Below are 19703 nucleotides of genomic sequence, written 5' to 3'. Positions count from 1 at the left end.
GGCGACGGGGCAGGGACACCCTACGCCGACGCCGCAGGGCGGGGCGGCGCGTCCGCCTCCCCGTGTGGCATACCGCACCTTCTCGTCGTCCGCCCGTGTTCCCCCGGCCCCGGCGTCGTTGGTACGTACGGGGGACCCTCGACGTTCGCCGGGGTTGCCTTGCGCTGCCGGTCCTGCGTGCCCCGTGGGCCTGTGGTGCCGGCCGGGGGTTCGGGGGTGTCCCCGGAGAAAACGCAGTATCAGGAGGAGGACACAGGACGTGCCCTTGACCCAGCCGTCGGCGGCGCTCCCGGCGACGCGCGGCGGTCCGCGCAGGGAGCGGGCCCGTGCGCACGCCCGCGCCCTGCCCATCGTGCCGGTGCGCGCCCGCGGACTGACGATCGAAGGGGCCGACGGGCGCCGCTACTTGGACTGCTTCCCCGGCGCCGGTTCCCTCGTGCTGGGCCACAACCACCCCGTGGCGCTGGAGGCCGTCCGCTCCGTCCTCGCCGCGCCCGGCCCGGGCCGTCCCGTGCACGACGCCTTCACCGACGAGCTGCGCGCCATGCTGCCCGGGCCGCTCGCCGCCCGGGCCCGCGTCCGGTTCTGCGCCCCGACCCGCGCCGCCGCCCTGACCGCCGCCCTGGAGCTCGCCCCCGGCGGGGAGACCGTCGAGGCGGTGCGCGACGAGGACGGGGTGCTCGTCACCGGCGCCGAACGGCTGCGCCGGGCGCGCGACGCGGCCGCCGCCCGGTCCGTCCCCCTGATCGCCGACGAGACCCGCACCGGGCCGGGGCGCACCGGGACGTTCTGGGGCATCGAGCACGGCGGCGTCGTCCCCGATGTGATGGCCCTGTCCGGCGCGGTCGGCGGCGGTCTGCCGCTGGCCCTCGTCGTCCACGGCGACGGGGTGCCCGCCGGCCCGCCGGAACCCTTCCGCGGCAACCGGCTCGCCCTCGCGGCCGGCGCCGCCACCCTGCGCCACCTCAGGGAGAACGGCCTGGCCGGCCGCGCCCGCGCGCTGGGCGCCCGCCTCCTGGCGCGGCTGCGCCGCGACGTGCTCGCCCACGAGGGCGTACGGGACGTGCGCGGCCTCGGGCTCGTCCTCGGCGTCGAGTTCGCCGACGCCGCGACGGCCGCCGCCGTGCGCCACGCCTGCCTGCGGCGCGGCCTGCTCGTCGGGCCCTGCGACGCCCGGCCCGCCGTGCTCCGCCTGCTGCCGCCCCTGACCATCACGGACGAACAGGCGGAGGCCGTGCTGGACCGGCTCTCCGACGCGATCGCCGCGGCCCCGCGCGGCGAACCGCCCACCGTCAGTACGCGGAAGGAGGCAGGCGCGGCCCCGGCCTGACGCCGGCGGCGCGGCGCCGCACCGCATGAAGGCATCCCTGTTGAAGGCACCCCTGACCACCGCCGCGACGGCCGCCGCCCGGGCCGTCGTCCCCCGCGGACGCGTCCCCGCCGACCGCCCCGGCGGGGACCCCCTCGACCACCCCGACCCCCGGGCCGCCGCCGACAGCGCCGCCCGTGACAACCTGCTGCGCTGCTGGGTCCACGAGCAGGACGTTCCCCGGCCCCGGGGCAACTGCCTGCAACTGCCGCTCCCCGCGTGCGGCACCGTGCTCCACGTCCCCGTCCGCTACTGGTCCGCGACCGGCGCCCACCGCTTCGGCGCCCCCACCCTGACGGGCGCCCCCGGTGACGCCCCCGTCCTCGACGCCGTCACGCTCGCCGCCCTGCTCGGCCACCAGGCCGCGCACGCCGTGTCCCGGGCGGGCCGCCCGGCGGGCGCCGCGAGCGCCGCCCTCGTCGTCCGCGTCGCCGACTCGGTGCGCCGCACCGCCTCCTTCCTCGGACACCGCCGCGCCCGCCCCGAAGACCCCGACGGCGCCGCCCTCTTCCTCCACGGCGAACAGTCCTCGCTCCTCGGGCACCCCCTGCACCCCGCGCCCAAGAGCCGCGAGGGACTCTCCGCCGCCGAGGCGCCGCACTGCTCGCCCGAGACCCGGGGCGGCTTCCCGCTCCACTGGCTCGCCGTCCACCGCTCCGTCCTCGTCACGGACTCGGCCTGGACCGAACGCGGCCGTCCCGTCGAGGCGGCGGCGCTCACCGCGCGGCTCCTCCCGCCCGGCGTGCGGCTGCCCGACGGGACCGTGCCGCTGCCGCTGCACCCCTGGCAGGCCCGCACCGTCCGGCACCACCCGGCCGTCGCACGCCTGCTGGACGACGGGCTGCTCCACGACCTGGGGCCCCGGGGCGAGGTCTGGCACCCCACCTCCTCGGTCCGCACCGTGCACCGCCCCGGCGCGCCCGCGATGCTCCGCCTCTCCCTGGACCTGGACGTCGCCGGATCCGGCCGGGAGCCGGTGCGCGCCGGCGCCCGCCGCGGCGTCGAGCTGCACCGGCTGCTGCGCAGCGGTCTGGCCGAGCGGTGGCGCGCGGCCTGCCCCGGCTTCGACGTGGTCCGCGACCCGGCCTGGCTCGCGGCCGACGCCCCGGACGGCACACCGGTGCCCGGCCTGGACGCCGTCGTCCGGCACAACCCGTTCGGCCCCGGCGACGACGCCGTCTGCCTGGCGGGCCTCACCGCGCTCCGCCCCTGGCCGGGCCGCGGGACGCCGGCCGGCCACCCCGCCGTGGCCTCGCGGCTCGCCGACGTCGTCGCCCGGCTCGCCCTGCGCACCGGCAGGCCGGAGCCCGTGGTCGCCGCGGAGTGGTTCCTGCGGTACCTGTCCGCGGTCGTCCGCCCCGTGCTGTGGCTGGACGGCGCGGCCGGCGTCGTCCTCGACGCCCACCAGCAGAACACCCTCGTCCTCCTGGACCCGGACGGCTGGCCGGCCGGCGGCCGGTACCGGGGCGGCCACCGCTTCCGGGAGGCGCGGCGGGCGGAGCTGGAGGCGCGGCTCCCGGGGATCGGCGGAGAGAGCGAGGCGTTCGTGCCCGACGCGAGCGCCGACGAGCGGCTCGCCCACCACCTGGGCCGCGACAACGTCCTCGGGCTGGTCGGGGCGCTGGGCGCCCAGCGGCTGCTGGACGAGCGGGTCGCGCTGGCCGCGTTCCGCCGGTTCCTCGCCCGGAGCGACACCGCCTCCTCCACGCTGCCCGGATTCCTGCTGGAGGCCCCCGCGCTCCGCTCCCCGGCGCTGCTGGCGGACGGGCCGGGGCACGTCATGGCCGCCAACCCCCTTGCCGTGCCGGGCGGATGAGCAGCCGGGCGGCAGGCCGGGGCGGGGCCGGTGTCGCGGAGGGGGCCCGCGATGTCGGTGCCGCCCCGTAGGGTGGAAGCGCTATGACTGCCACCTCCTCCCCGCCCCCACTGACCGATCTGCTGCACGCCGCCGTCACCGCGGTCGGCGGCACCGAGCGACCCGGTCAGGTCGCCATGGCCGAAGCCGTGGCCGAGGCCATCGACGGCACCTCCCACCTGCTCGTGCAGGCCGGCACCGGCACCGGCAAGTCCCTCGGCTACCTGGTGCCCGCCCTCGCCCACGGCGAGCGCGTGGTGGTCGCCACCGCGACGCTGGCGCTCCAGCGCCAGCTCGTCGAGCGCGACCTGCCCCGCACGGTGGACGCGCTGCACCCGCTGCTGCGCCGCCGCCCCGAGTTCGCCATGCTCAAGGGCCGGTCCAACTACCTGTGCCTGCACCGGCTCCACGAGGGCGTCCCGCAGGACGAGGAGGAGGGGCTCTTCGACCCGGTGGAGGCCGCGGCCCCCACCAGCCGCCTCGGCAAGGACCTGCTGCGGCTGCGCGACTGGGCGGACGAGACGGAGACCGGCGACCGCGACGACCTGACCCCCGGCGTCTCCGACCGGGCCTGGTCCCAGGTCTCGGTCACCTCGCGGGAGTGCCTGTCGGCCTCCAAGTGCGCCTACGGTGCCGAGTGCTTCGCGGAGGCGGCCCGCGAGCGCGCCAAGCTGGCCGACGTGGTGGTCACCAACCACGCGCTGCTGGCCATCGACGCCATCGAGGGCGCCCCGGTCCTGCCGGGCCACGAGGTGCTGATCGTCGACGAGGCCCATGAGCTGGTCTCCCGGGTGACCGGCGTCGCCACCGGCGAGCTCACCCCGGGCCAGGTCAACCGGGCCGTGCGGCGCACGGCCAAGCTGGTCGACGAGAAGGCGGCCGACGCGCTCCAGACCGCCTCGGAGAGCTTCGAGCGGCTGATGGAGCTGGCCCTGCCGGGCCGCCTGGAGGAGATCCCCGAGGACCTGGGGTACGCCCTGGCGGCCCTGCGGGACGCCGCGCGCACGGTGATCACGGCCATCGGGAACACCCGGGACAAGTCCGTCCAGGACGAGGACGCCGTCCGCAAGCAGGCCCTGGCCATGGTCGAGAACGTGCACGGCGTGGCCGAGCGCATCCTGGAGGGCTCGGAGTACGACGTCGTCTGGTACGAGCGGCACGACCGCTTCGGGGCGTCGCTCAGGGTCGCGCCGCTGTCCGTCTCGGGGCTGCTGCGCGAGAAGCTCTTCAACGAGCGCTCCGTGGTGCTCACTTCGGCCACGCTCAAGCTCGGCGGGGACTTCAACGGGGTCGGCGCCTCGCTGGGCCTGGCCCCCGAGGGCGTCGCGGGGGAGGACCTGCCGGAGTGGAAGGGCGTGGACGTCGGGTCCCCCTTCGACTACCGCAAGCAGGGCATCCTCTACGTCGCCAAGCACCTGGCCCAGCCCGGCAGGGAGGGCGGCCGGGCCGACATGCTCGACGAGCTCGCCGAGCTGATCGAGGCGGCCGGGGGCCGCACCCTCGGCCTCTTCTCCTCGATGCGGGCGGCGCAGGCTGCGGCCGAGGAGCTGCGCGGCCGGCTCGACCTGCCGATCCTCCTCCAAGGCGAGGAGACGCTCGGCGAGCTGATCAAGACCTTCGCCGGTGATGACCGTACGTGTCTGTTCGGCACGCTCTCCCTGTGGCAGGGCGTCGATGTGCCGGGGCCCAGCTGCCAGCTCGTGGTCATGGACCGGGTGCCCTTCCCTCGCCCCGACGACCCTCTGATGAGCGCCCGGCAGCGGGCGGTGGAGCAGGCCGGGGGCAACGGCTTCATGGCGGTCGCCGCGACCCACGCGGCCCTGCTGATGGCCCAGGGCGCCGGCCGGCTCGTCCGGGCCTCCGGCGACCGCGGCGTGGTCGCGGTGCTCGATCCGCGGCTGGAGAAGGCCCGTTACGGATCGTTCCTGCGCGCTTCCCTGCCGGATTTCTGGTACACGACGGACCGGAATCAGGTGCGTCGTTCGCTGGCCGCCATTGACGCTGCCGCTAAGGAGACGAAGAGCTGAGCCCCGGGCCGGGCGGCGGCCATTTCCTTTCGCAATGCGCCGGACGCATAACTCGGCGGGCAATGCGCGGTGGCCGGAACCGGCCGTGCCGGTGACGGGGCCGACGGGAATAGCGTTACGGGATTCGGCCGGTTGTCCCGGGTTTCGCGGGCCGCCCGGGTTTCGCGGGGCTTCCGGGACGTCGTGGGGCCGGGCGCGGCACCCGGTGCCGACGCGCCCGGCGAAGAAGCTGTTCGGGCGGCACGAGGCCCCGGAACCGGCGCAGAGGTCCCGGGGCCCGCCGCCGGCGGCGACGCGGCGCGTCACACCCGCCGCAGCACCGCCACGACCTTGCCGAGGATCGTGGCCTCGTCGCCGGGAATCGGCTGGTAGGCGGCGTTGTGCGGGAGGAGCCAGACGTGGCCGTCCTCGCGCCGGAAGCGCTTGACCGTGGCCTCCCCGTCGAGCATGGCGGCCACGATGTCGCCGTTCTCCGCGACGGGCTGGCGGCGGACGGTCACCCAGTCCCCGTCGCAGATGGCCGCCTCGATCATGGAGTCGCCGACCACCTTGAGGACGAACAGCTCGCCGTCGCCCACCAGCTGGCGGGGGAGGGGGAAGACGTCCTCGACGGACTCCTCGGCGAGGATCGGGCCGCCGGCCGCGATCCGGCCGACCAGGGGCACGTAGGAGGCGGCCGGTTTGCCGGTGGTGTCCGTGGGCTGGGAGCTGGGCTGGTCGGAGCCGCGCACCTCGTAGGCGCGGGGGCGGTGCGGGTCGCGGCGGAGGAAGCCCTTGCGCTCCAGCGCCATCAGCTGGTGCGCCACGGAGGAGGTGCTGGAGAGCCCGACGGCCTGCCCGATCTCGCGCATGGACGGTGGGTAGCCGCGCCGCTGGACGGAGTCCCGGATGACCTCGATCACGCGTCGCTGCCGGTCGGTGAGGCCGGAGCTGTCCGCGCGGATCCCCGGTGGGCGGCCGGGGAGCGAGCGGGCCGGCTTCTGCCCCTCGGCGTTCATGGCTGAATCGTTCATCGGGTGTGTCTGGTCGAGTCGGTTCTGGGAGCGGTCCTGGGCGGTGATGGTGGCGCTGTTTGCGGTGGTGGTCACGTCGGCCCCTCTCGAAATGTTCTCCCTAGCTGGACAACGGTAGTTGCTTTCGAAAGGTTGCGCCAAACACACGTTCGAGTGAAATATCGCCGATTCGCTGACGTGATCAGCTCGGAGGGTGTACGAGCGAAGATCAATTTCGCTCGTTCCTGTCTCCGTCCGGCACCGTTCCCGTGAATTCGGTCGCCGCGCCCGACGTTTTTCCCGCAATTCCGAGGGCCCGCCCGGGATCCGGTCCCGGGATCGCCGGGCCGGATATGTGGAGGCGGTGATCGACGGCGGACGGTGCCGCGGCCCGCCCTCCGCCGCGCGTGCGGGCCACCAGTGTGTCATCCACGGCCCCGTGGGGCCGCCACCGCGCCCCTCGCGTAGGCTCTCCAGCGGTTCCGCGCGGCGGCCGCCGCGCGACACGCGTCGGGCCCGCTTGGTCGCCGGACACCAGATCTAGTGGTTTGATGGCCTGCGCCGCCCACAAGTTGTGGTCGGTGACCGATCCCGGTCATCCCCACCCGTGGCCATCGCCTATGCTTGGGGACTGCTTCGAGGAGCCTGTCGCCAGGCCGGCCGAAGCCGCGGATCGTGCACAGTTTTCCCGAGGTTCCCGGGTCGGGCTCCTCGCGGGTCATCCGAGGGTGAAGAAGGAGGGTGGAGAGCCATGCACTGCCCCTTCTGCAGGCACCCCGACAGCAGGGTCGTCGACAGCCGGACCACGGACGACGGCTGCTCGATCCGGCGGCGCCGCCAGTGCCCCGACTGCTCCCGGCGGTTCACGACGGTCGAGACCGCGTCACTGATGGTGATCAAGCGCAGCGGGGTCACCGAACCCTTCAGCCGCACCAAGGTCATCTCCGGTGTGCGGAAGGCGTGTCAGGGACGGCCCGTGACGGAGGACGCCCTGGCCCTGCTCGGCCAGCGGGTCGAGGAGGCCGTGCGCGCCACCGGCAGCGCCGAGCTCACCACGCACGACGTCGGGCTGGCCATACTCGGCCCGCTCAAGGACCTCGACCTCGTGGCCTACCTGCGCTTCGCGTCCGTGTACCAGGCGTTCGACTCGCTCGAGGACTTCGAGGCCGCCGTCGCGGAACTGCGCGACAGCATCCCCGGCGCCACCGGCGGGACGGGCCGGGAGGGCCGGGACGGGCCCGCGCAGCACGCCGGCGGACGCGGCGGGGACCTCGAAGTCCCCGCGCCCGCCGCGGCCGTCGACTAGCGGCGACACATCAGACCTACCCGGTGCGCCCCGTGCGCACCCGGGTGAAAGACACACATCGCGCCATGGAAGAAATGTGCGCACAAGGGCGTTTTGCCCGGTAGAGGGAGGCGGCATGACAGAGACGACGAGCGGCCCGGCACGAGGTTCCCGCTCCAAGGGGAACAAGGGCGGCAAGGGTCTGCGCATCGAACGCGTCCACACCACCCCCGGCGTGCACCCGTACGACGAGGTGGTCTGGGAGCGTCGTGACGTCGTCATGACCAACTGGCGTGACGGCTCCATCAACTTCGAGCAGCGCGGCGTCGAGTTCCCCGACTTCTGGTCGGTGAACGCGGTCAACATCGTCACCAGCAAGTACTTCCGGGGCGCCGTCGGCTCCCCCGAGCGCGAGTCCGGTCTCAAGCAGCTGATCGACCGCGTGGTGAGCACCTACCGCAAGGCCGGTGAGGAGCACGGGTACTTCGCCTCCCCGGCGGACGCCGAGATCTTCGACCACGAGCTGACCTACGCCCTGCTGCACCAGGTCTTCAGCTTCAACTCGCCGGTCTGGTTCAACGTCGGCACCGCCCAGCCGCAGCAGGTCTCCGCCTGCTTCATCCTCTCCGTCGACGACTCCATGGAGTCGATCCTCGACTGGTACAAGGAAGAGGGGATGATCTTCAAGGGCGGCTCCGGCGCCGGCCTGAACCTCTCCCGCATCCGTTCCTCCAAGGAGCTGCTCTCCTCCGGCGGCAACGCCTCCGGCCCGGTCTCCTTCATGCGCGGCGCCGACGCGTCCGCCGGAACGATCAAGTCGGGCGGCGCCACCCGCCGCGCGGCCAAGATGGTCGTCCTCGACGTGGACCACCCGGACGTCGAGGCCTTCATCGACACCAAGGTGAAGGAGGAGGAGAAGGTCCGAGCCCTGCGCGACGCCGGGTTCGACATGGACCTGGGCGGCGACGACATCACCTCCGTCCAGTACCAGAACGCCAACAACTCCGTCCGCGTCAACGACGAGTTCATGAAGGCCGTCGAGACCGCGTCGAAGTTCGGGCTGCGCTCCCGCCTGTCCGGTGAGGTCATCGAGGAGGTCGACGCCAAGGCGCTCTTCCGCAAGATGGCCGAGGCCGCCTGGGCCTGCGCCGACCCCGGCATCCAGTACGACGACACCATCAACCACTGGCACACCTCGCCGGAGTCGGGCCGGATCACCGCGTCCAACCCGTGCAGCGAGTACATGCACCTGGACAACTCCTCGTGCAACCTCGCCTCCCTGAACCTGATGAAGTTCCTCCGCGCCGACGACCAGGGCCACCAGTCGTTCGACGCCGAGCGCTTCGCCAAGGTCGTCGAGCTGGTCATCACGGCGATGGACATCTCCATCTGCTTCGCCGACTTCCCGACCGAGAAGATCGGCGAGACCACCCGCGCCTTCCGCCAGCTGGGCATCGGCTACGCCAACCTCGGCGCCCTGCTGATGGCCACCGGCCACGCCTACGACAGCGAGGGCGGCCGGGCCCTGGCCGGCGCCATCACCTCGCTGATGACCGGCACTTCCTACCGCCGCTCGGCCGAGCTGGCCGCGATCGTCGGTCCGTACGACGGTTACGCCCGCAACGCCGAGGCCCACCAGCGCGTCATGAAGCAGCACGCGGACGCCAACGCGGCCGCCAAGCGCATGGACGACCTGGACAACCCGGTCTGGGCCGCGGCCACCGAGGCGTGGCAGGACGTCATCCGCCTCGGCGGGAAGAACGGCTTCCGCAACGCCCAGGCGTCGGTGCTGGCCCCGACCGGCACCATCGGCCTGATGATGGACTGCGACACCACGGGCGTCGAGCCGGACCTGGCCCTGGTCAAGTTCAAGAAGCTCGTCGGCGGCGGCTCGATGCAGATCGTGAACAACACGGTCCCCAAGGCCCTCAAGCGCCTCGGCTACCAGGCCGAGCAGGTCGAGGCGATCGTCGCCCACATCGCCGAGCACGGCAACGTGATCGACGCCCCGGGCCTGAAGCCCGAGCACTACGAGGTCTTCGACTGCGCCATGGGCGAGCGGGCGATCTCGGCCATGGGCCATGTGCGCATGATGGCCGCCGCGCAGCCCTTCCTCTCCGGCGCGATCTCCAAGACCGTGAACCTGCCCGAGACGGCCACCGTCGAGGAGGTCGAGGAGGTCTACTTCGAGGGCTGGAAGATGGGCCTGAAGGCCCTCGCGATCTACCGCGACAACTGCAAGGTCGGCCAGCCGCTCTCCGCCAAGAAGAAGGAGGAGGAGAAGAAGGCCGAGGTCGTTCCCGTCGCGGCGGAGAAGGTGGTCGAGTACCGCCCGGTCCGCAAGCGCCTCCCGAAGGGTCGTCCCGGCATCACCACCTCCTTCACGGTCGGCGGCGCCGAGGGCTACATGACCGCCAACTCCTACCCGGACGACGGTCTGGGCGAGGTCTTCCTGAAGATGTCCAAGCAGGGCTCGACCCTCGCGGGCATGATGGACGCCTTCTCCATCGCCGTCTCGGTGGGCCTGCAGTACGGCGTGCCGCTGGAGACCTACGTCTCGAAGTTCACCAACATGCGCTTCGAGCCGGCCGGCATGACCGACGACCCGGACGTGCGGATGGCGCAGTCGATCGTCGACTACATCTTCCGCCGCCTGGCGCTGGACTTCCTGCCGTTCGAGACCCGTTCGGCGCTCGGCATCCACTCCGCCGAGGAGCGTCAGCGCCACCTGGACACCGGTTCGTACGAGCCGGCCGACGAGGACATGGACGTCGAGGGCCTGGCCCAGTCCGCTCCGCGCCAGGTCGAGGCCCCGAAGGCCGAGGTCCAGGAGCGTCCCGCGGCCGCCGTCCCGGCCCCGAAGCAGCCCCACAACTCCACCGAACTGATGGAGATGCAGCTGGGGCTCAACGCCGACGCGCCGCTGTGCTTCTCCTGCGGCACGAAGATGCGCCGCGCGGGCAGCTGCTACCTGTGCGAGGGTTGCGGCTCGACCAGCGGCTGCAGCTGATCGCAGCCGGTCAGGGCGGTGGTGCCGGTTTCCGGCGCCACCGCCCTGCGGTGTTTTCGGGGGCGTTCCTCGTTTCCCCGGGGGTTCGTGGTCCGCTTGTGGTTCAGGACGGCCGGGACTCCGCGTACGACTGGAGCTCGATCAACGTCCCGTCGGGCGCCCGCAGATGACCGGTGCGCAGGCCGGCGCCCCACTCCGGGCGGTCCCGCGCCGGGGCCAGCACGGTGGCGCCGTGGCGGACGAGCACGGCGCAGGCGGCCTCGACGTCCTGCACCGGCAGGGCCAGCATCGCCGCGTCCTGGGCCGCGGCGGGGGAGGGCAGGCCGGCGGTGCCGATGACCTCGGTGATGGCGGAGCGCGTGAAGACGACCAGAAGGGCCTCGTCGCCGACGGCCCACTTGGCGTAGCCGTCCTCCGGAAGGATTTTGACGGGCGCTATGCCGAGCAGATCGCGGAGTGCCGCTTCCCAGAACCGGGTGGAGGTTTCGAAGTCTTCCACGAGCAGGCGCGGGTAAAGGACGTTCATGGGCCGAGGCTAGCAAGTGACCCCGGATACAAGCCATATGACATGGGTGACGCGGATTCGGGCGGGCGTGCGCGGAATGATCGAGTCCGTGTGGAATGGCGGGAGCGCCGGCCCGGGTACGCGCCTTATGTGTACAGGGCCGGGTGAGGGGCCGCGGCCGGACGCCCGGTGCCGTCGTCCCGGCCGCCGGGTGCGGGGGCGGACCGCCGCATCTCGGCGCACGCGAGTTTCCCCGTTCGTCTCGTGGGCGGTGGTACAGAAGACGGAGTCGGGTGTGCGAAGGACGCTCACGGGCTCGGTGCTGCCGGTTGTGCGCCCCGGGGGTTCGGCCGCCGAACGGTAAGCCGGGGAAGGGGAGTTGCGCGAGTTGTCGGCGGAGTGGTTCGGGAGCGGGCCGGCCTGCGGCGGCGCGGCGACGCCCGGCCGGGTGGACTCCTCGCGTACGTGATGCGCGCCACTGTGCGCACCGTACGATGGCCCGGTGCTGGTCAAGTGGATCCGCTGCACCGTGGTGGACCGCCGCGGTTTCGAACGGGGGCAGCGGAAATGGGCGGGATTGCTGGGCGAGCCGGGATTCCGGGGGCAGGGGGGAGGATGGAGCCGGGGCCGCCATGATGTGGCGCACCTCTTCAACTTCTGGGAGAGCCGGGCCTTTTACGACTCCTTCATGGCGCGCTCGCACGACAGGCTGGCGGCCGCGCAGGCCGGCACGTACAGGAATGCCCAAGTGCGGCTCTTCGAGCACCGTTTCGACGTCAAGGTGGGATTCAGTCCGCAATTCACCGACGCGGACGTGGTGCGGGTGGCCCACTGCCGGGTCCGCGCGGATCGGGAGGAACACTTCCGGCTGATGCAGGAGAAGGTCTGGAACCCGGCGATGGCGGGTTCTCCGGGAATGCTGCGCGGTTTGTTCGGCGAGGCGCCCGGCCCGGAATTCCTGGTGCTGTCGATGTGGGATTCCGGGGCCGAGCACGGCAAATACCGGGTGGAGCGGGTGGAGCGCCTGGCACTGCGGGCCCAGACCGAGGCGGACGTCGAGGCGATCACCGGCGACGTGGTCGGGATAGATCCCGCGTGGACGGTGTGAGGGGCGGGTTCCGTTCTTTTCGTGTCTTTTCGTGGTGTCGTCGTGCCGTTCGCTTTCGGGTTTCAGGGTGTCGTCTTCGGGTTTCAGGGCGTCGTGCCGTCCGGCGTCGTCGTGCCGTCCTGCTCCGGCGGTGTCGCCGTGAAGGCGCCCGCCCGGGTGGCCGCGAGTGCGGCCGCCACGGCCTGGTCGGCGGCGGCCTCGTCGAGGGGCTCCCGGGTGATGAACAGCCGGAAGAACAGCGGGGCGCTGACGGCCCGCGCCACGGCGCCCGCGTCGGTGCCGGTCGGGGCCTCGCCCCGCGCGACGGCGCGCTCGACGAGCGGGGCGCAGCGGCCGAAGCGTTCGTCGTAGAAGGCGCTGAGCGCGGTGGCGGCGCGCTCGGACTGGAAGGCGGCGGCGACGAAGGCGGCCGGTGCTGCCGCGGCGGCGGGGTCGGCGAAGGTGTCGAGCACTTCGCGGGCGAGGGCCGTCAGGTCGCCGTGGAGGGAGCCGGTGTCCGGCGGGGTCCAGGTGTCCTCGCCGGCCAGGTCCAGGGCGTCGGCCACCAGTCCCTCGACGCCGCCCCAGCGCCGGTAGAGGGTGGTCTTGTGGACGCCGGAGTGCTCGGCGACGTATTCGACGGTGAGGCCCGGGTAGCCGTACTCGACCAGTCCGGAGAGGACGGCGTCGCGGACGGCGGCGCGGGTACGCGCGGTGCGGCCGCCGGGCCGGACGGTGCCCGGCGTTCTCGGGGACTCGGCATCCGAAGTCAACTGCAACTCCCGTTGTGTTAGGCGGTGGAGTGTGCCATCCTGATCGTAACGCGACGGTGGTTGCGTTTGATTGCCGGGTCGTCGAGTGCGGACGGGGGAGGGCGCATGTTCGCTCGGCTGGTTCTGATGGTGCTGGCGCTGCTGCGGGGGACGGTGGCGCGGGAGGCGGTCGTGGCGCACGGTGTGGTCGCGCCGCACGGTGTGCGCGGTGCGGTCGTGGTGCAGGGGGTGAGGCCGGGCGTGATCGGCCGGTACGCCCTAGGGTGGCGCCATGGCACGGCCCCGGCGCATCGTCCTCCTCCGGCACGGAGAGTCGGAGGGCAATGTCGACGATTCCGTCTACGAGCGCGAGCCCGACCACGCGCTGAGCCTGACGCCCCTGGGCCGGCGCCAGGCCGAGGAGGCCGGGGTCCGGCTGCGCGAGCTCTTCGGCGACGAACGGGTCTCCGCGTACGTCTCGCCCTACCGCCGCACCCACCAGACCTTCCGGGCCCTGGGCCTCGACCCGCGCCGGGTCAGGGTCCGCGAGGAGCCGCGGCTGCGCGAACAGGACTGGGGGAACTGGCAGGACCGCGAGGACGTGCGCCGGCAGAAGGCCCGCCGGGACGCCTACGGCCACTTCTTCTACCGCTTCGCGCAGGGGGAGTCCGGGGCCGACGTCTACGACCGCGTCGGGTCCTTCCTGGAGAGCCTGTGGCGCAGCTTCGATGACCCGCGGCACCCGCCGAACGTCCTGCTGGTCACCCACGGGCTGACCATGAGGCTGTTCTGCATGCGCTGGCTGCACTGGTCCGTGGCGGAGTTCGAGAGCCTGTCCAACCCGGGCAACGGGGAGACCCGCGCCCTGCTGCCGGGGGACGACGGACGGTACTACCTGGACCGGCCGTTCGAGCGTTGGTGTACCCCAGAGTCGTATGGCTTCACCGATTAGAGTTCGCTGCGATGACCGCTGACCGATTCCACCGAGCCCTCGCGAGCCTGCGCGGGCTGGCCGTGGGCGACGCCCTCGGCTCCCAGTTCTTCGTCCCCGCCAACTACCCCTCCCTCCAGCGCCGCGAGGTGCCCCGAGCGCCCTGGCAGTGGACCGACGACACCGAGATGGCCTGCTCCGTGCTGGCCGTCCTCGCGGACCACGGGCGCGTCGACCAGGACGCCCTGGCACGGTCGTTCGCGGAGCACCACGACTTCGACCGGGGCTACGGTCCCACCGTGGGCCGCATGCTGCGGCTGATCAGGGAGGGCGGCGACTGGCGGGAGCTGGCGGCCTCGGTGTTCCAGGGGCAGGGGTCCTGGGGCAACGGCGCGGCCATGCGCATCGCCCCGCTGGGCGCCTGGTACGCGGACGACCCCGAGCAGGCCACCCACCAGGCCGAGATCTCGGCGTACACCACGCACCAGCACCGCGAGGCCGTGGCCGGCGCCATGGCCGTCGCCGCCGCCGCGGCGATCGCGGCCGAGGCGGACGGGGCGCCGGTCACCGGCGAGACGCTGCTGGACGGTGTGATCGCGCTCGTGCCGCGCAGCGCGGTGCAGGCCGGGCTGCGCCGCGCCCGCGACATGCTCGACTACGGCGACGCGAGCACCGTCGCCGCCGTTCTCGGCTGCGGCCGCCGGACCAGTGCCCACGACACGGTGCCGTTCGCCCTGTGGTCCGCCGCCCGCCATCTCGGCTCCTTCGAGGCCGGGTTCTGGACGACGGCGCTGGTGGGCGGCGATGTGGACACCACCTGCGCCATCGTCGGCGGAGTGGTCGCGGCGGCCGGCCGGGGCGCGCCGCCCGCCGCGTGGCTGCGCGACACGGAGGGGCTGCCCGGCTGGCTCCCGGACGCCCCGCGCTGACCGGGTCGTCCCAGAAGGCTGACCGGGTCGCTCCAGGAGGGGGCCGGGGAGCCGCGCGCGGCTCCCGGGGCGTACCCTTGCTGGCGCCATGCCCTACCAACCGCCCACCCACAGCGTCGAGCGCTCCCTGCGAGCGACGACGGGAGCCAAGGTCGTCGCCGGCGTCGACGAGGTCGGCCGGGGCGCCTGGGCCGGGCCGGTCACGGTGTGCGCGGCCGTCACGGGCCTGCGCCGGCCGCCGGAGGGGCTCACCGACTCCAAGCTGATCACCCCCAGGCGACGCCTCGTGCTCGCCCGGGAGCTGGAGTCCTGGGTCACCGCCTACGCCCTGGGCGAAGCCTCCCCCGAGGAGATCGACGCCCAGGGGATGACGGCGGCGCTCCGGCTGGCGGCCACCCGCGCGCTGGAGGCCCTGCCGGTGCGGCCGGACGCGGTCATCCTCGACGGCAAGCACGACTACCTCGGTGATCCCTGGAGGGTCCGCACGGTCATCAAGGGCGACCAGTCCTGCGTGGCCGTGGCCGCCGCGTCGGTGATCGCCAAGGTCCGGCGCGACATGCTGATGGCCGAACTGGGCGACGGACACGCCGACTTCGGGTTCCCGGACAACGCCGGGTACCCCTCGCCGGTGCACAAGGCCGCCCTGGAGCGGCTGGGGCCCACGCCGTACCACCGGTTGTCGTGGGCCTACCTCGACGCGCTGCCGCAATGGCAGCATCTCAAGCGGCCGCGCCTCGTCCCCGGAGGACCGGCGGCGGCCCGTGAGAACGCTTTGGAGGCCGGTGGCCAGCTCGGCTTCGACTTCTGACAGCCTTCTGATCGCCTTCCGGCCGCCAAAGCACCACCCGCCGACGCGACTCGCACCGGCGTTTGATAGACATCAATCCATGCCTCTCATCCCCGAGGAGCCTCAGATTCACGAGAGTGTCCCGGGTCCCCGCACTGTGCCGGCCGCCGGCCGCACCGCGCCGACCCCCCGACCCGTTCCTGGCCCCCGTCCGGCGGCTCCCCGCCCCGGCAACCCCGGTGCGCGCCCGGTGCCGGCGCCCCCGGACCGGCGCACCGCGCCCGGGCCGGAGGACGCCGCACCCGCCTCCGCCCCCGGTCCGCAGATCCAGCTGATCCCCGCCTCGGCGGAGGGCGCCCTGGACGCCGCGGACGAGGCCGTCGACCTGCTGCTCGACAGCGGCCGCGGCCCCGGCGAGATCCTGGTGCTCACCACCGGCGGCCCGCACCCCTGGGCCGCGCACGAGCTGTCCTTCGGCGAGGCGTCCTACTGGGCGCAGCACGACGCCGCGGACGACGTCTTCTACGCCGACGCCATGGCGGACCGGGCGGCCGCCCGGCCGGTCGTGGTCGTCGCCGTCAACGGCGGCGCGGACGCCGAGGTGACCCGGGCGCTGCCCGCGGCGCTGACGCGGGCCGGTGCCCTGCTGGTCGTCTGCGGCGACCCCCAGCGGGTCAACGCCCTGCTGTCCGTGGGCGTCTGACGGCCGGACCGCGCGGCGGCGCCCCCACGGGCACACGGTCCGCGGGGCGCTCTCGCGTGCCCTGGGGCGTGTCCGACGGGTCGGCGCGGGCCCTGCGACGCCCGGCGCGGTACCGCGCCGCGTGGTCGCATCACCCGAGTACGCCCGGTACGCGGGTGATGCTCCCCCAGCTGTCGCCGGGAGGTGCCCCCGGCACCGGACGCCGCAGGAGCCGCACCGATTCCATCGGACACGCCCCAGGACCGCACGCCGTCCGGCCGGCGCGTCACCGCGCCGCGGCGCGGCGGTGCACGACGTGCTCCGGGCAACCGGTGTCCAGGGGCACGGCGGGGCGCGCGGCCGTCCGCGGGCGCCGTCCGCTGCGGCCCTCGCCGAGGATCCGCCAGCCCGCTCCCGTCAGCGTGATGTACGCGCCGCAGCGCAGCCCGTGCAGGATGCAGGCGTCGCGCAGCCCCCACATCCAGGCGCCGTCCTCCTCGGTCCAACGACCGTCCCCCTCCCGGCAGTAGAGCAGTACGGCCGTCCGTACCGGCGAGCGTCTGCGCAGGTCGTGCGGGATCACCCGGCGCAACTGGGCGAGGAGTTCGTTGCGCAGCTCCCAGCCGTCGGGCGCGGTGGCCCCGCGGGTGAACGAGGCGCTGGCCGCCAGCCGTTCGTCGGGACCGAGGACGGCCACCACGGCCGTGAGGGGCGTCGGCAGGTGCCGGGCGTGCAGCCCGGTGACGACCTCACGGGGGTTGCGCAGCAAGGGAATTCCCGCGGCGGCCCACTCGGCGGGCTCGAGCAGCCGGCCGGGACGCGGAGCCGGTCCGGCGGACCGGGGCGGAGCGGGACCGAAGGCCATGGTTCTCCCTTCGTCTGCGCCCCCGGCGCGTCCGCACGGGGAATCGGCAACGAGGAGCAGGAGACGGCAGCCCGGCGGGCCGTGAAGGGGCGGGATCGGGAAGCCGGTTCAATTCTCGCGGCCCCGCCCGCCGTACGGCAACGATCAATTGACGCCACTGACCGGTATCCGGTGGTCCGCATCCGGCCTTCCGCCGCCCCCTCTCCCGGGCCGGCCAAGATGATTCGGGAACCGGACAGCCCGGCGGGACGGCCGACGGGCCGGGCCCGGCCGGTGGGCTCCGCGCACAGGACTGCCGCCCCGGGCCGCGGAACGGGGAGGGCCCTCCCGTCCCAACCTTCCCGTCCCCAGCAGAGGCGTTGGCCCTGACCTGCACAAACACGTCGATCAAGGAAGATCGCGGCCGAGCGCTCCGTGAGTGAATTGGCCTGTTGCCCGTGCCATCGGGTTGCATGGGGGCATGGACGATCTGGAGCTGCGCGCCGAAGCCGATGCCATCCTCGCCGAGCTCGTCGGCGCCCCCGAGGGCGCGGCGCGGCTGCGCGAGGACCAGTGGCAGGCGGTGGCGGCTCTCGTGCGGGAACGCCGGCGCGCCCTGGTGGTGCAGCGCACCGGCTGGGGCAAGTCGGCGGTGTACTTCGTCGCCACCGCTCTGCTGCGCCGCCGCGGCTCCGGTCCCACGGTGATCGTCTCGCCGCTGCTGGCGCTGATGCGCAACCAGGTCGACTCGGCGGCGCGGGCCGGCATCCGGGCGCGCACCATCAACTCGGCCAACCCGGAGGAGTGGGACACCATCCACGGGGAGATCGGGCAGGGCGCGATCGACGTTCTCCTGGTGAGCCCGGAACGGCTCAACTCCGTGGACTTCCGCGAGCAGGTGCTGCCCGGGCTCGCGGCCACGACCGGTCTGCTGGTGGTCGACGAGGCGCACTGCATCTCCGACTGGGGACACGACTTCCGCCCCGACTACCGCCGGCTGCGGGCGATGCTCGCCGAGCTGCCCGCCGGGGTGCCGGTGCTGGCCACCACCGCGACCGCCAACGCGCGCGTGACGGCCGACGTGGCCGAGCAACTGGGCACGGGCGCCGGTGAGGCCCTGGTGCTCCGCGGCCCGCTGGAGCGGGAGAGCCTCCGGCTGGGCGTGGTCCGGCTGCCGGACGCCGCGCACCGCCTGGGCTGGCTCGCCGAGCACCTGGACGAGCTGCCGGGGTCCGGGATCGTCTACGCCCTCACGGTGGCCGCCGCCGAGGAGGCCACCGCCTTCCTGCGGCAGCGCGGCTTCCGGGTGGCCTCCTACACGGGCCGCACGGAGAACGCGGACCGCCTGCAGGCCGAGGAGGACCTGCTCGCGAACCGGGTCAAGGCGCTCGTCGCGACGTCCGCGCTGGGCATGGGCTTCGACAAGCCGGACCTGGGCTTTGTCGTCCACCTCGGCTCGCCGTCCTCGCCGATCGCGTACTACCAGCAGGTCGGACGCGCGGGCCGCGGTGTGAAGCACGCCGACGTGCTGCTGCTGCCGGGCAAGGAGGACGAGGCCATCTGGCGCTACTTCGCCGACACCGCCTTCCCGCCCGAGGCACAGGTCCGGCAGGTCCTCTCGGCCCTCGCCGACGCGGGGAGGCCGTTGTCCGTGCCGGCCCTGGAGGCCGTGGTCGACCTGCGGCGCACCCGGCTGGAGACCATGCTCAAGGTGATCGACGTCGACGGCGCGGTCAAGCGGGTGAAGGGCGGCTGGATCTCCACGGGGGAGCCGTGGGTCTACGACGCCGAGCGGTACGCGTGGGTGGCGCGGCAGCGGGCGGCCGAGCAGCAGGCCATGCGCGACTACGTGAGCACGTCCGGATGCCGGATGGAGTTCCTGCGCCGGCAGCTGGACGACGAAGGGGCCGCGCCGTGCGGCCGCTGCGACAACTGCGCGGGAGCCTGGGCCGATTCCTCGGTCTCGGCGGAGACGCTGACGGGGGCGGCCAAGGAACTGGACCGCCCGGGCGTGGAGATCGAGCCGCGCCGCATGTGGCCGACGGGCATGCCCGCACTGGGCATCGACCTCAAGGGCCGCATCCCGGCCAAGGAGCAGTGCTCCACCGGGCGCGCCCTCGGGCGGCTCTCGGACATCGGCTGGGGCAACCGGCTGCGCCCGCTGCTGGACGGGAACGCGCCCGACGGGCCGGTCCCCGACGACGTCCTGCGGGCCGCGGTGGCGGTCCTCGCCGACTGGGCGCGCTCCCCGGGCGGCTGGGCGCCGAACGTTCCGGACGCCGCTCCCCGGCCGGTGGGCGTCGTCGCCGTGCCGTCCCTGACCCGTCCGCGGCTGGTCGGTTCGCTCGCCGAGGGCATCGCGTCCGTCGGCCGCCTCCCCTTCCTGGGCACCTTGACGTACACCGGCCCGGACGGCGCGCACGCGGCGCGGCGCAGCAACTCCGCCCAACGCCTCCGGGCGCTCACCGGTGCCTTCGCCGTCCCCGGGGAACTGGCCGCCGCCCTCGCAAGCACTCCCGGCCCCGTCCTGCTCGTGGACGACTTCACCGAATCCGGCTGGACCCTCGCGGTCGCCGCCCGGCTGCTCCGCAGGTCGGGTAGCGAGCGGGTCCTGCCGCTGGTCCTCGCCTCGGCGGGCTGAGCTCGGG

The 19703-nt window shown here is 73.7% G+C and carries 15 protein-coding genes; 11 read left to right on the top strand and 4 right to left on the bottom strand.

Annotation, left to right across the window (positions count from 1 at the left end):
- Positions 1 to 259 precede the first annotated feature (259 nt).
- The 3 genes from I5Q34_RS31160 (at position 260) to I5Q34_RS31150 (ending at position 5251) form a co-directional block, all read left to right on the top strand.
- The gene (locus tag I5Q34_RS31160; protein ID WP_199895800.1) at positions 260 to 1330 is read left to right on the top strand and encodes an aminotransferase class III-fold pyridoxal phosphate-dependent enzyme; all 1071 of its coding nucleotides are present in this window, start codon (positions 260 to 262) and stop codon (positions 1328 to 1330) included.
- A gap of 40 nt (positions 1331 to 1370) precedes the next feature.
- On the top strand, positions 1371 to 3185 hold the full coding sequence (locus I5Q34_RS31155) for an IucA/IucC family siderophore biosynthesis protein (RefSeq protein WP_234429707.1): 1815 nt from the start codon (positions 1371 to 1373) through the stop codon (positions 3183 to 3185).
- A gap of 83 nt (positions 3186 to 3268) precedes the next feature.
- Positions 3269 to 5251: an ATP-dependent DNA helicase gene (locus I5Q34_RS31150; protein ID WP_199895798.1), complete on the top strand. Its 1983-nt coding sequence runs from the start codon at positions 3269 to 3271 to the stop codon at positions 5249 to 5251.
- A 302-nt stretch (positions 5252 to 5553) separates the two neighbouring features.
- Here the strand turns inward: I5Q34_RS31150 and lexA are convergent, their stop codons facing one another.
- Positions 5554 to 6339, bottom strand: coding sequence for a transcriptional repressor LexA (gene lexA / locus I5Q34_RS31145; RefSeq protein WP_199895797.1), 786 nt, complete (start codon positions 6337 to 6339; stop codon positions 5554 to 5556).
- 655 nt (positions 6340 to 6994) lie between these two features.
- Between lexA and nrdR the strand changes: the two genes are divergently transcribed.
- Positions 6995 to 7549 carry a transcriptional regulator NrdR gene (nrdR, locus tag I5Q34_RS31140; protein WP_199895796.1) on the top strand — a complete coding sequence of 185 codons (555 nt, stop codon included), beginning with the start codon at positions 6995 to 6997 and terminating at the stop codon, positions 7547 to 7549.
- 115 nt (positions 7550 to 7664) lie between these two features.
- The gene (locus I5Q34_RS31135; RefSeq protein ID WP_199895795.1) at positions 7665 to 10538 is read left to right on the top strand and encodes a vitamin B12-dependent ribonucleotide reductase; all 2874 of its coding nucleotides are present in this window, start codon (positions 7665 to 7667) and stop codon (positions 10536 to 10538) included.
- A 103-nt stretch (positions 10539 to 10641) separates the two neighbouring features.
- Here I5Q34_RS31135 and I5Q34_RS31130 read toward each other — a convergent pair whose 3' ends face one another.
- On the bottom strand, positions 10642 to 11064 hold the full coding sequence (locus I5Q34_RS31130) for a VOC family protein (RefSeq protein WP_199895794.1): 423 nt from the start codon (positions 11062 to 11064) through the stop codon (positions 10642 to 10644).
- A gap of 481 nt (positions 11065 to 11545) precedes the next feature.
- On the opposite strand from I5Q34_RS31130, the gene I5Q34_RS31125 reads away from it, so the two are divergent.
- Positions 11546 to 12151: a YdbC family protein gene (locus I5Q34_RS31125; protein WP_199895793.1), complete on the top strand. Its 606-nt coding sequence runs from the start codon at positions 11546 to 11548 to the stop codon at positions 12149 to 12151.
- Positions 12152 to 12234: 83 nt separating this feature from the next.
- Here the strand turns inward: I5Q34_RS31125 and I5Q34_RS31120 are convergent, their stop codons facing one another.
- On the bottom strand, positions 12235 to 12909 hold the full coding sequence (locus I5Q34_RS31120; RefSeq protein ID WP_374193075.1) for a TetR/AcrR family transcriptional regulator C-terminal ligand-binding domain-containing protein: 675 nt from the start codon (positions 12907 to 12909) through the stop codon (positions 12235 to 12237).
- Between the two features lie 265 nt (positions 12910 to 13174).
- On the opposite strand from I5Q34_RS31120, the gene I5Q34_RS31115 reads away from it, so the two are divergent.
- From I5Q34_RS31115 to I5Q34_RS31100, 4 genes are all read left to right on the top strand, one after another.
- Entirely contained in the window at positions 13175 to 13834 is a 660-nt protein-coding gene (locus tag I5Q34_RS31115; RefSeq protein ID WP_199895791.1) for a phosphoglycerate mutase family protein, read from the top strand.
- Positions 13835 to 13845: 11 nt separating this feature from the next.
- Positions 13846 to 14742 carry an ADP-ribosylglycohydrolase family protein gene (locus I5Q34_RS31110; RefSeq protein ID WP_199895790.1) on the top strand — a complete coding sequence of 299 codons (897 nt, stop codon included), beginning with the start codon at positions 13846 to 13848 and terminating at the stop codon, positions 14740 to 14742.
- Between the two features lie 88 nt (positions 14743 to 14830).
- A complete protein-coding gene (locus I5Q34_RS31105) occupies positions 14831 to 15550 on the top strand; it encodes a ribonuclease HII (RefSeq protein ID WP_199895789.1) in 720 nt (239 codons plus the stop codon).
- A gap of 79 nt (positions 15551 to 15629) precedes the next feature.
- Positions 15630 to 16232 carry a hypothetical protein gene (locus I5Q34_RS31100; protein WP_199895788.1) on the top strand — a complete coding sequence of 201 codons (603 nt, stop codon included), beginning with the start codon at positions 15630 to 15632 and terminating at the stop codon, positions 16230 to 16232.
- Between the two features lie 265 nt (positions 16233 to 16497).
- On the opposite strand, the gene I5Q34_RS31095 is transcribed toward I5Q34_RS31100, so the two are convergent.
- Positions 16498 to 17076: a hypothetical protein gene (locus tag I5Q34_RS31095; RefSeq protein WP_199895787.1), complete on the bottom strand. Its 579-nt coding sequence runs from the start codon at positions 17074 to 17076 to the stop codon at positions 16498 to 16500.
- Positions 17077 to 17536: 460 nt separating this feature from the next.
- On the opposite strand from I5Q34_RS31095, the gene I5Q34_RS31090 reads away from it, so the two are divergent.
- Positions 17537 to 19696 carry a RecQ family ATP-dependent DNA helicase gene (locus I5Q34_RS31090; RefSeq protein ID WP_199895786.1) on the top strand — a complete coding sequence of 720 codons (2160 nt, stop codon included), beginning with the start codon at positions 17537 to 17539 and terminating at the stop codon, positions 19694 to 19696.
- Positions 19697 to 19703 lie beyond the last annotated feature (7 nt).

Origin of the sequence: Streptomyces sp. AV19 (genome assembly GCF_015999245.1) — a bacterium.
GTDB lineage: Bacteria > Actinomycetota > Actinomycetes > Streptomycetales > Streptomycetaceae > Streptomyces.
This window is presented reverse-complemented; position numbering and strand designations above follow the sequence as displayed.

Excerpts from the sequence above, each read along its gene's own strand:
- I5Q34_RS31105 (WP_199895789.1), top strand. The coding sequence starts at position 14,831 with ATGCCCTACCAACCGCCCACCCACAGCGTCGAGCGCTCCCTGCGAGCG.
- I5Q34_RS31090 (WP_199895786.1), top strand. The coding sequence starts at position 17,537 with ATGGACGATCTGGAGCTGCGCGCCGAAGCCGATGCCATCCTCGCCGAG.
- I5Q34_RS31115 (WP_199895791.1), top strand. The coding sequence starts at position 13,175 with ATGGCACGGCCCCGGCGCATCGTCCTCCTCCGGCACGGAGAGTCGGAG.
- I5Q34_RS31110 (WP_199895790.1), top strand. The coding sequence starts at position 13,846 with ATGACCGCTGACCGATTCCACCGAGCCCTCGCGAGCCTGCGCGGGCTG.
- I5Q34_RS31095 (WP_199895787.1), bottom strand. The coding sequence starts at position 17,076 with ATGGCCTTCGGTCCCGCTCCGCCCCGGTCCGCCGGACCGGCTCCGCGT.
- I5Q34_RS31135 (WP_199895795.1), top strand. The coding sequence starts at position 7,665 with ATGACAGAGACGACGAGCGGCCCGGCACGAGGTTCCCGCTCCAAGGGG.
- nrdR (WP_199895796.1), top strand. The coding sequence starts at position 6,995 with ATGCACTGCCCCTTCTGCAGGCACCCCGACAGCAGGGTCGTCGACAGC.
- I5Q34_RS31100 (WP_199895788.1), top strand. The coding sequence starts at position 15,630 with ATGCCTCTCATCCCCGAGGAGCCTCAGATTCACGAGAGTGTCCCGGGT.
- I5Q34_RS31150 (WP_199895798.1), top strand. The coding sequence starts at position 3,269 with ATGACTGCCACCTCCTCCCCGCCCCCACTGACCGATCTGCTGCACGCC.
- I5Q34_RS31130 (WP_199895794.1), bottom strand. The coding sequence starts at position 11,064 with ATGAACGTCCTTTACCCGCGCCTGCTCGTGGAAGACTTCGAAACCTCC.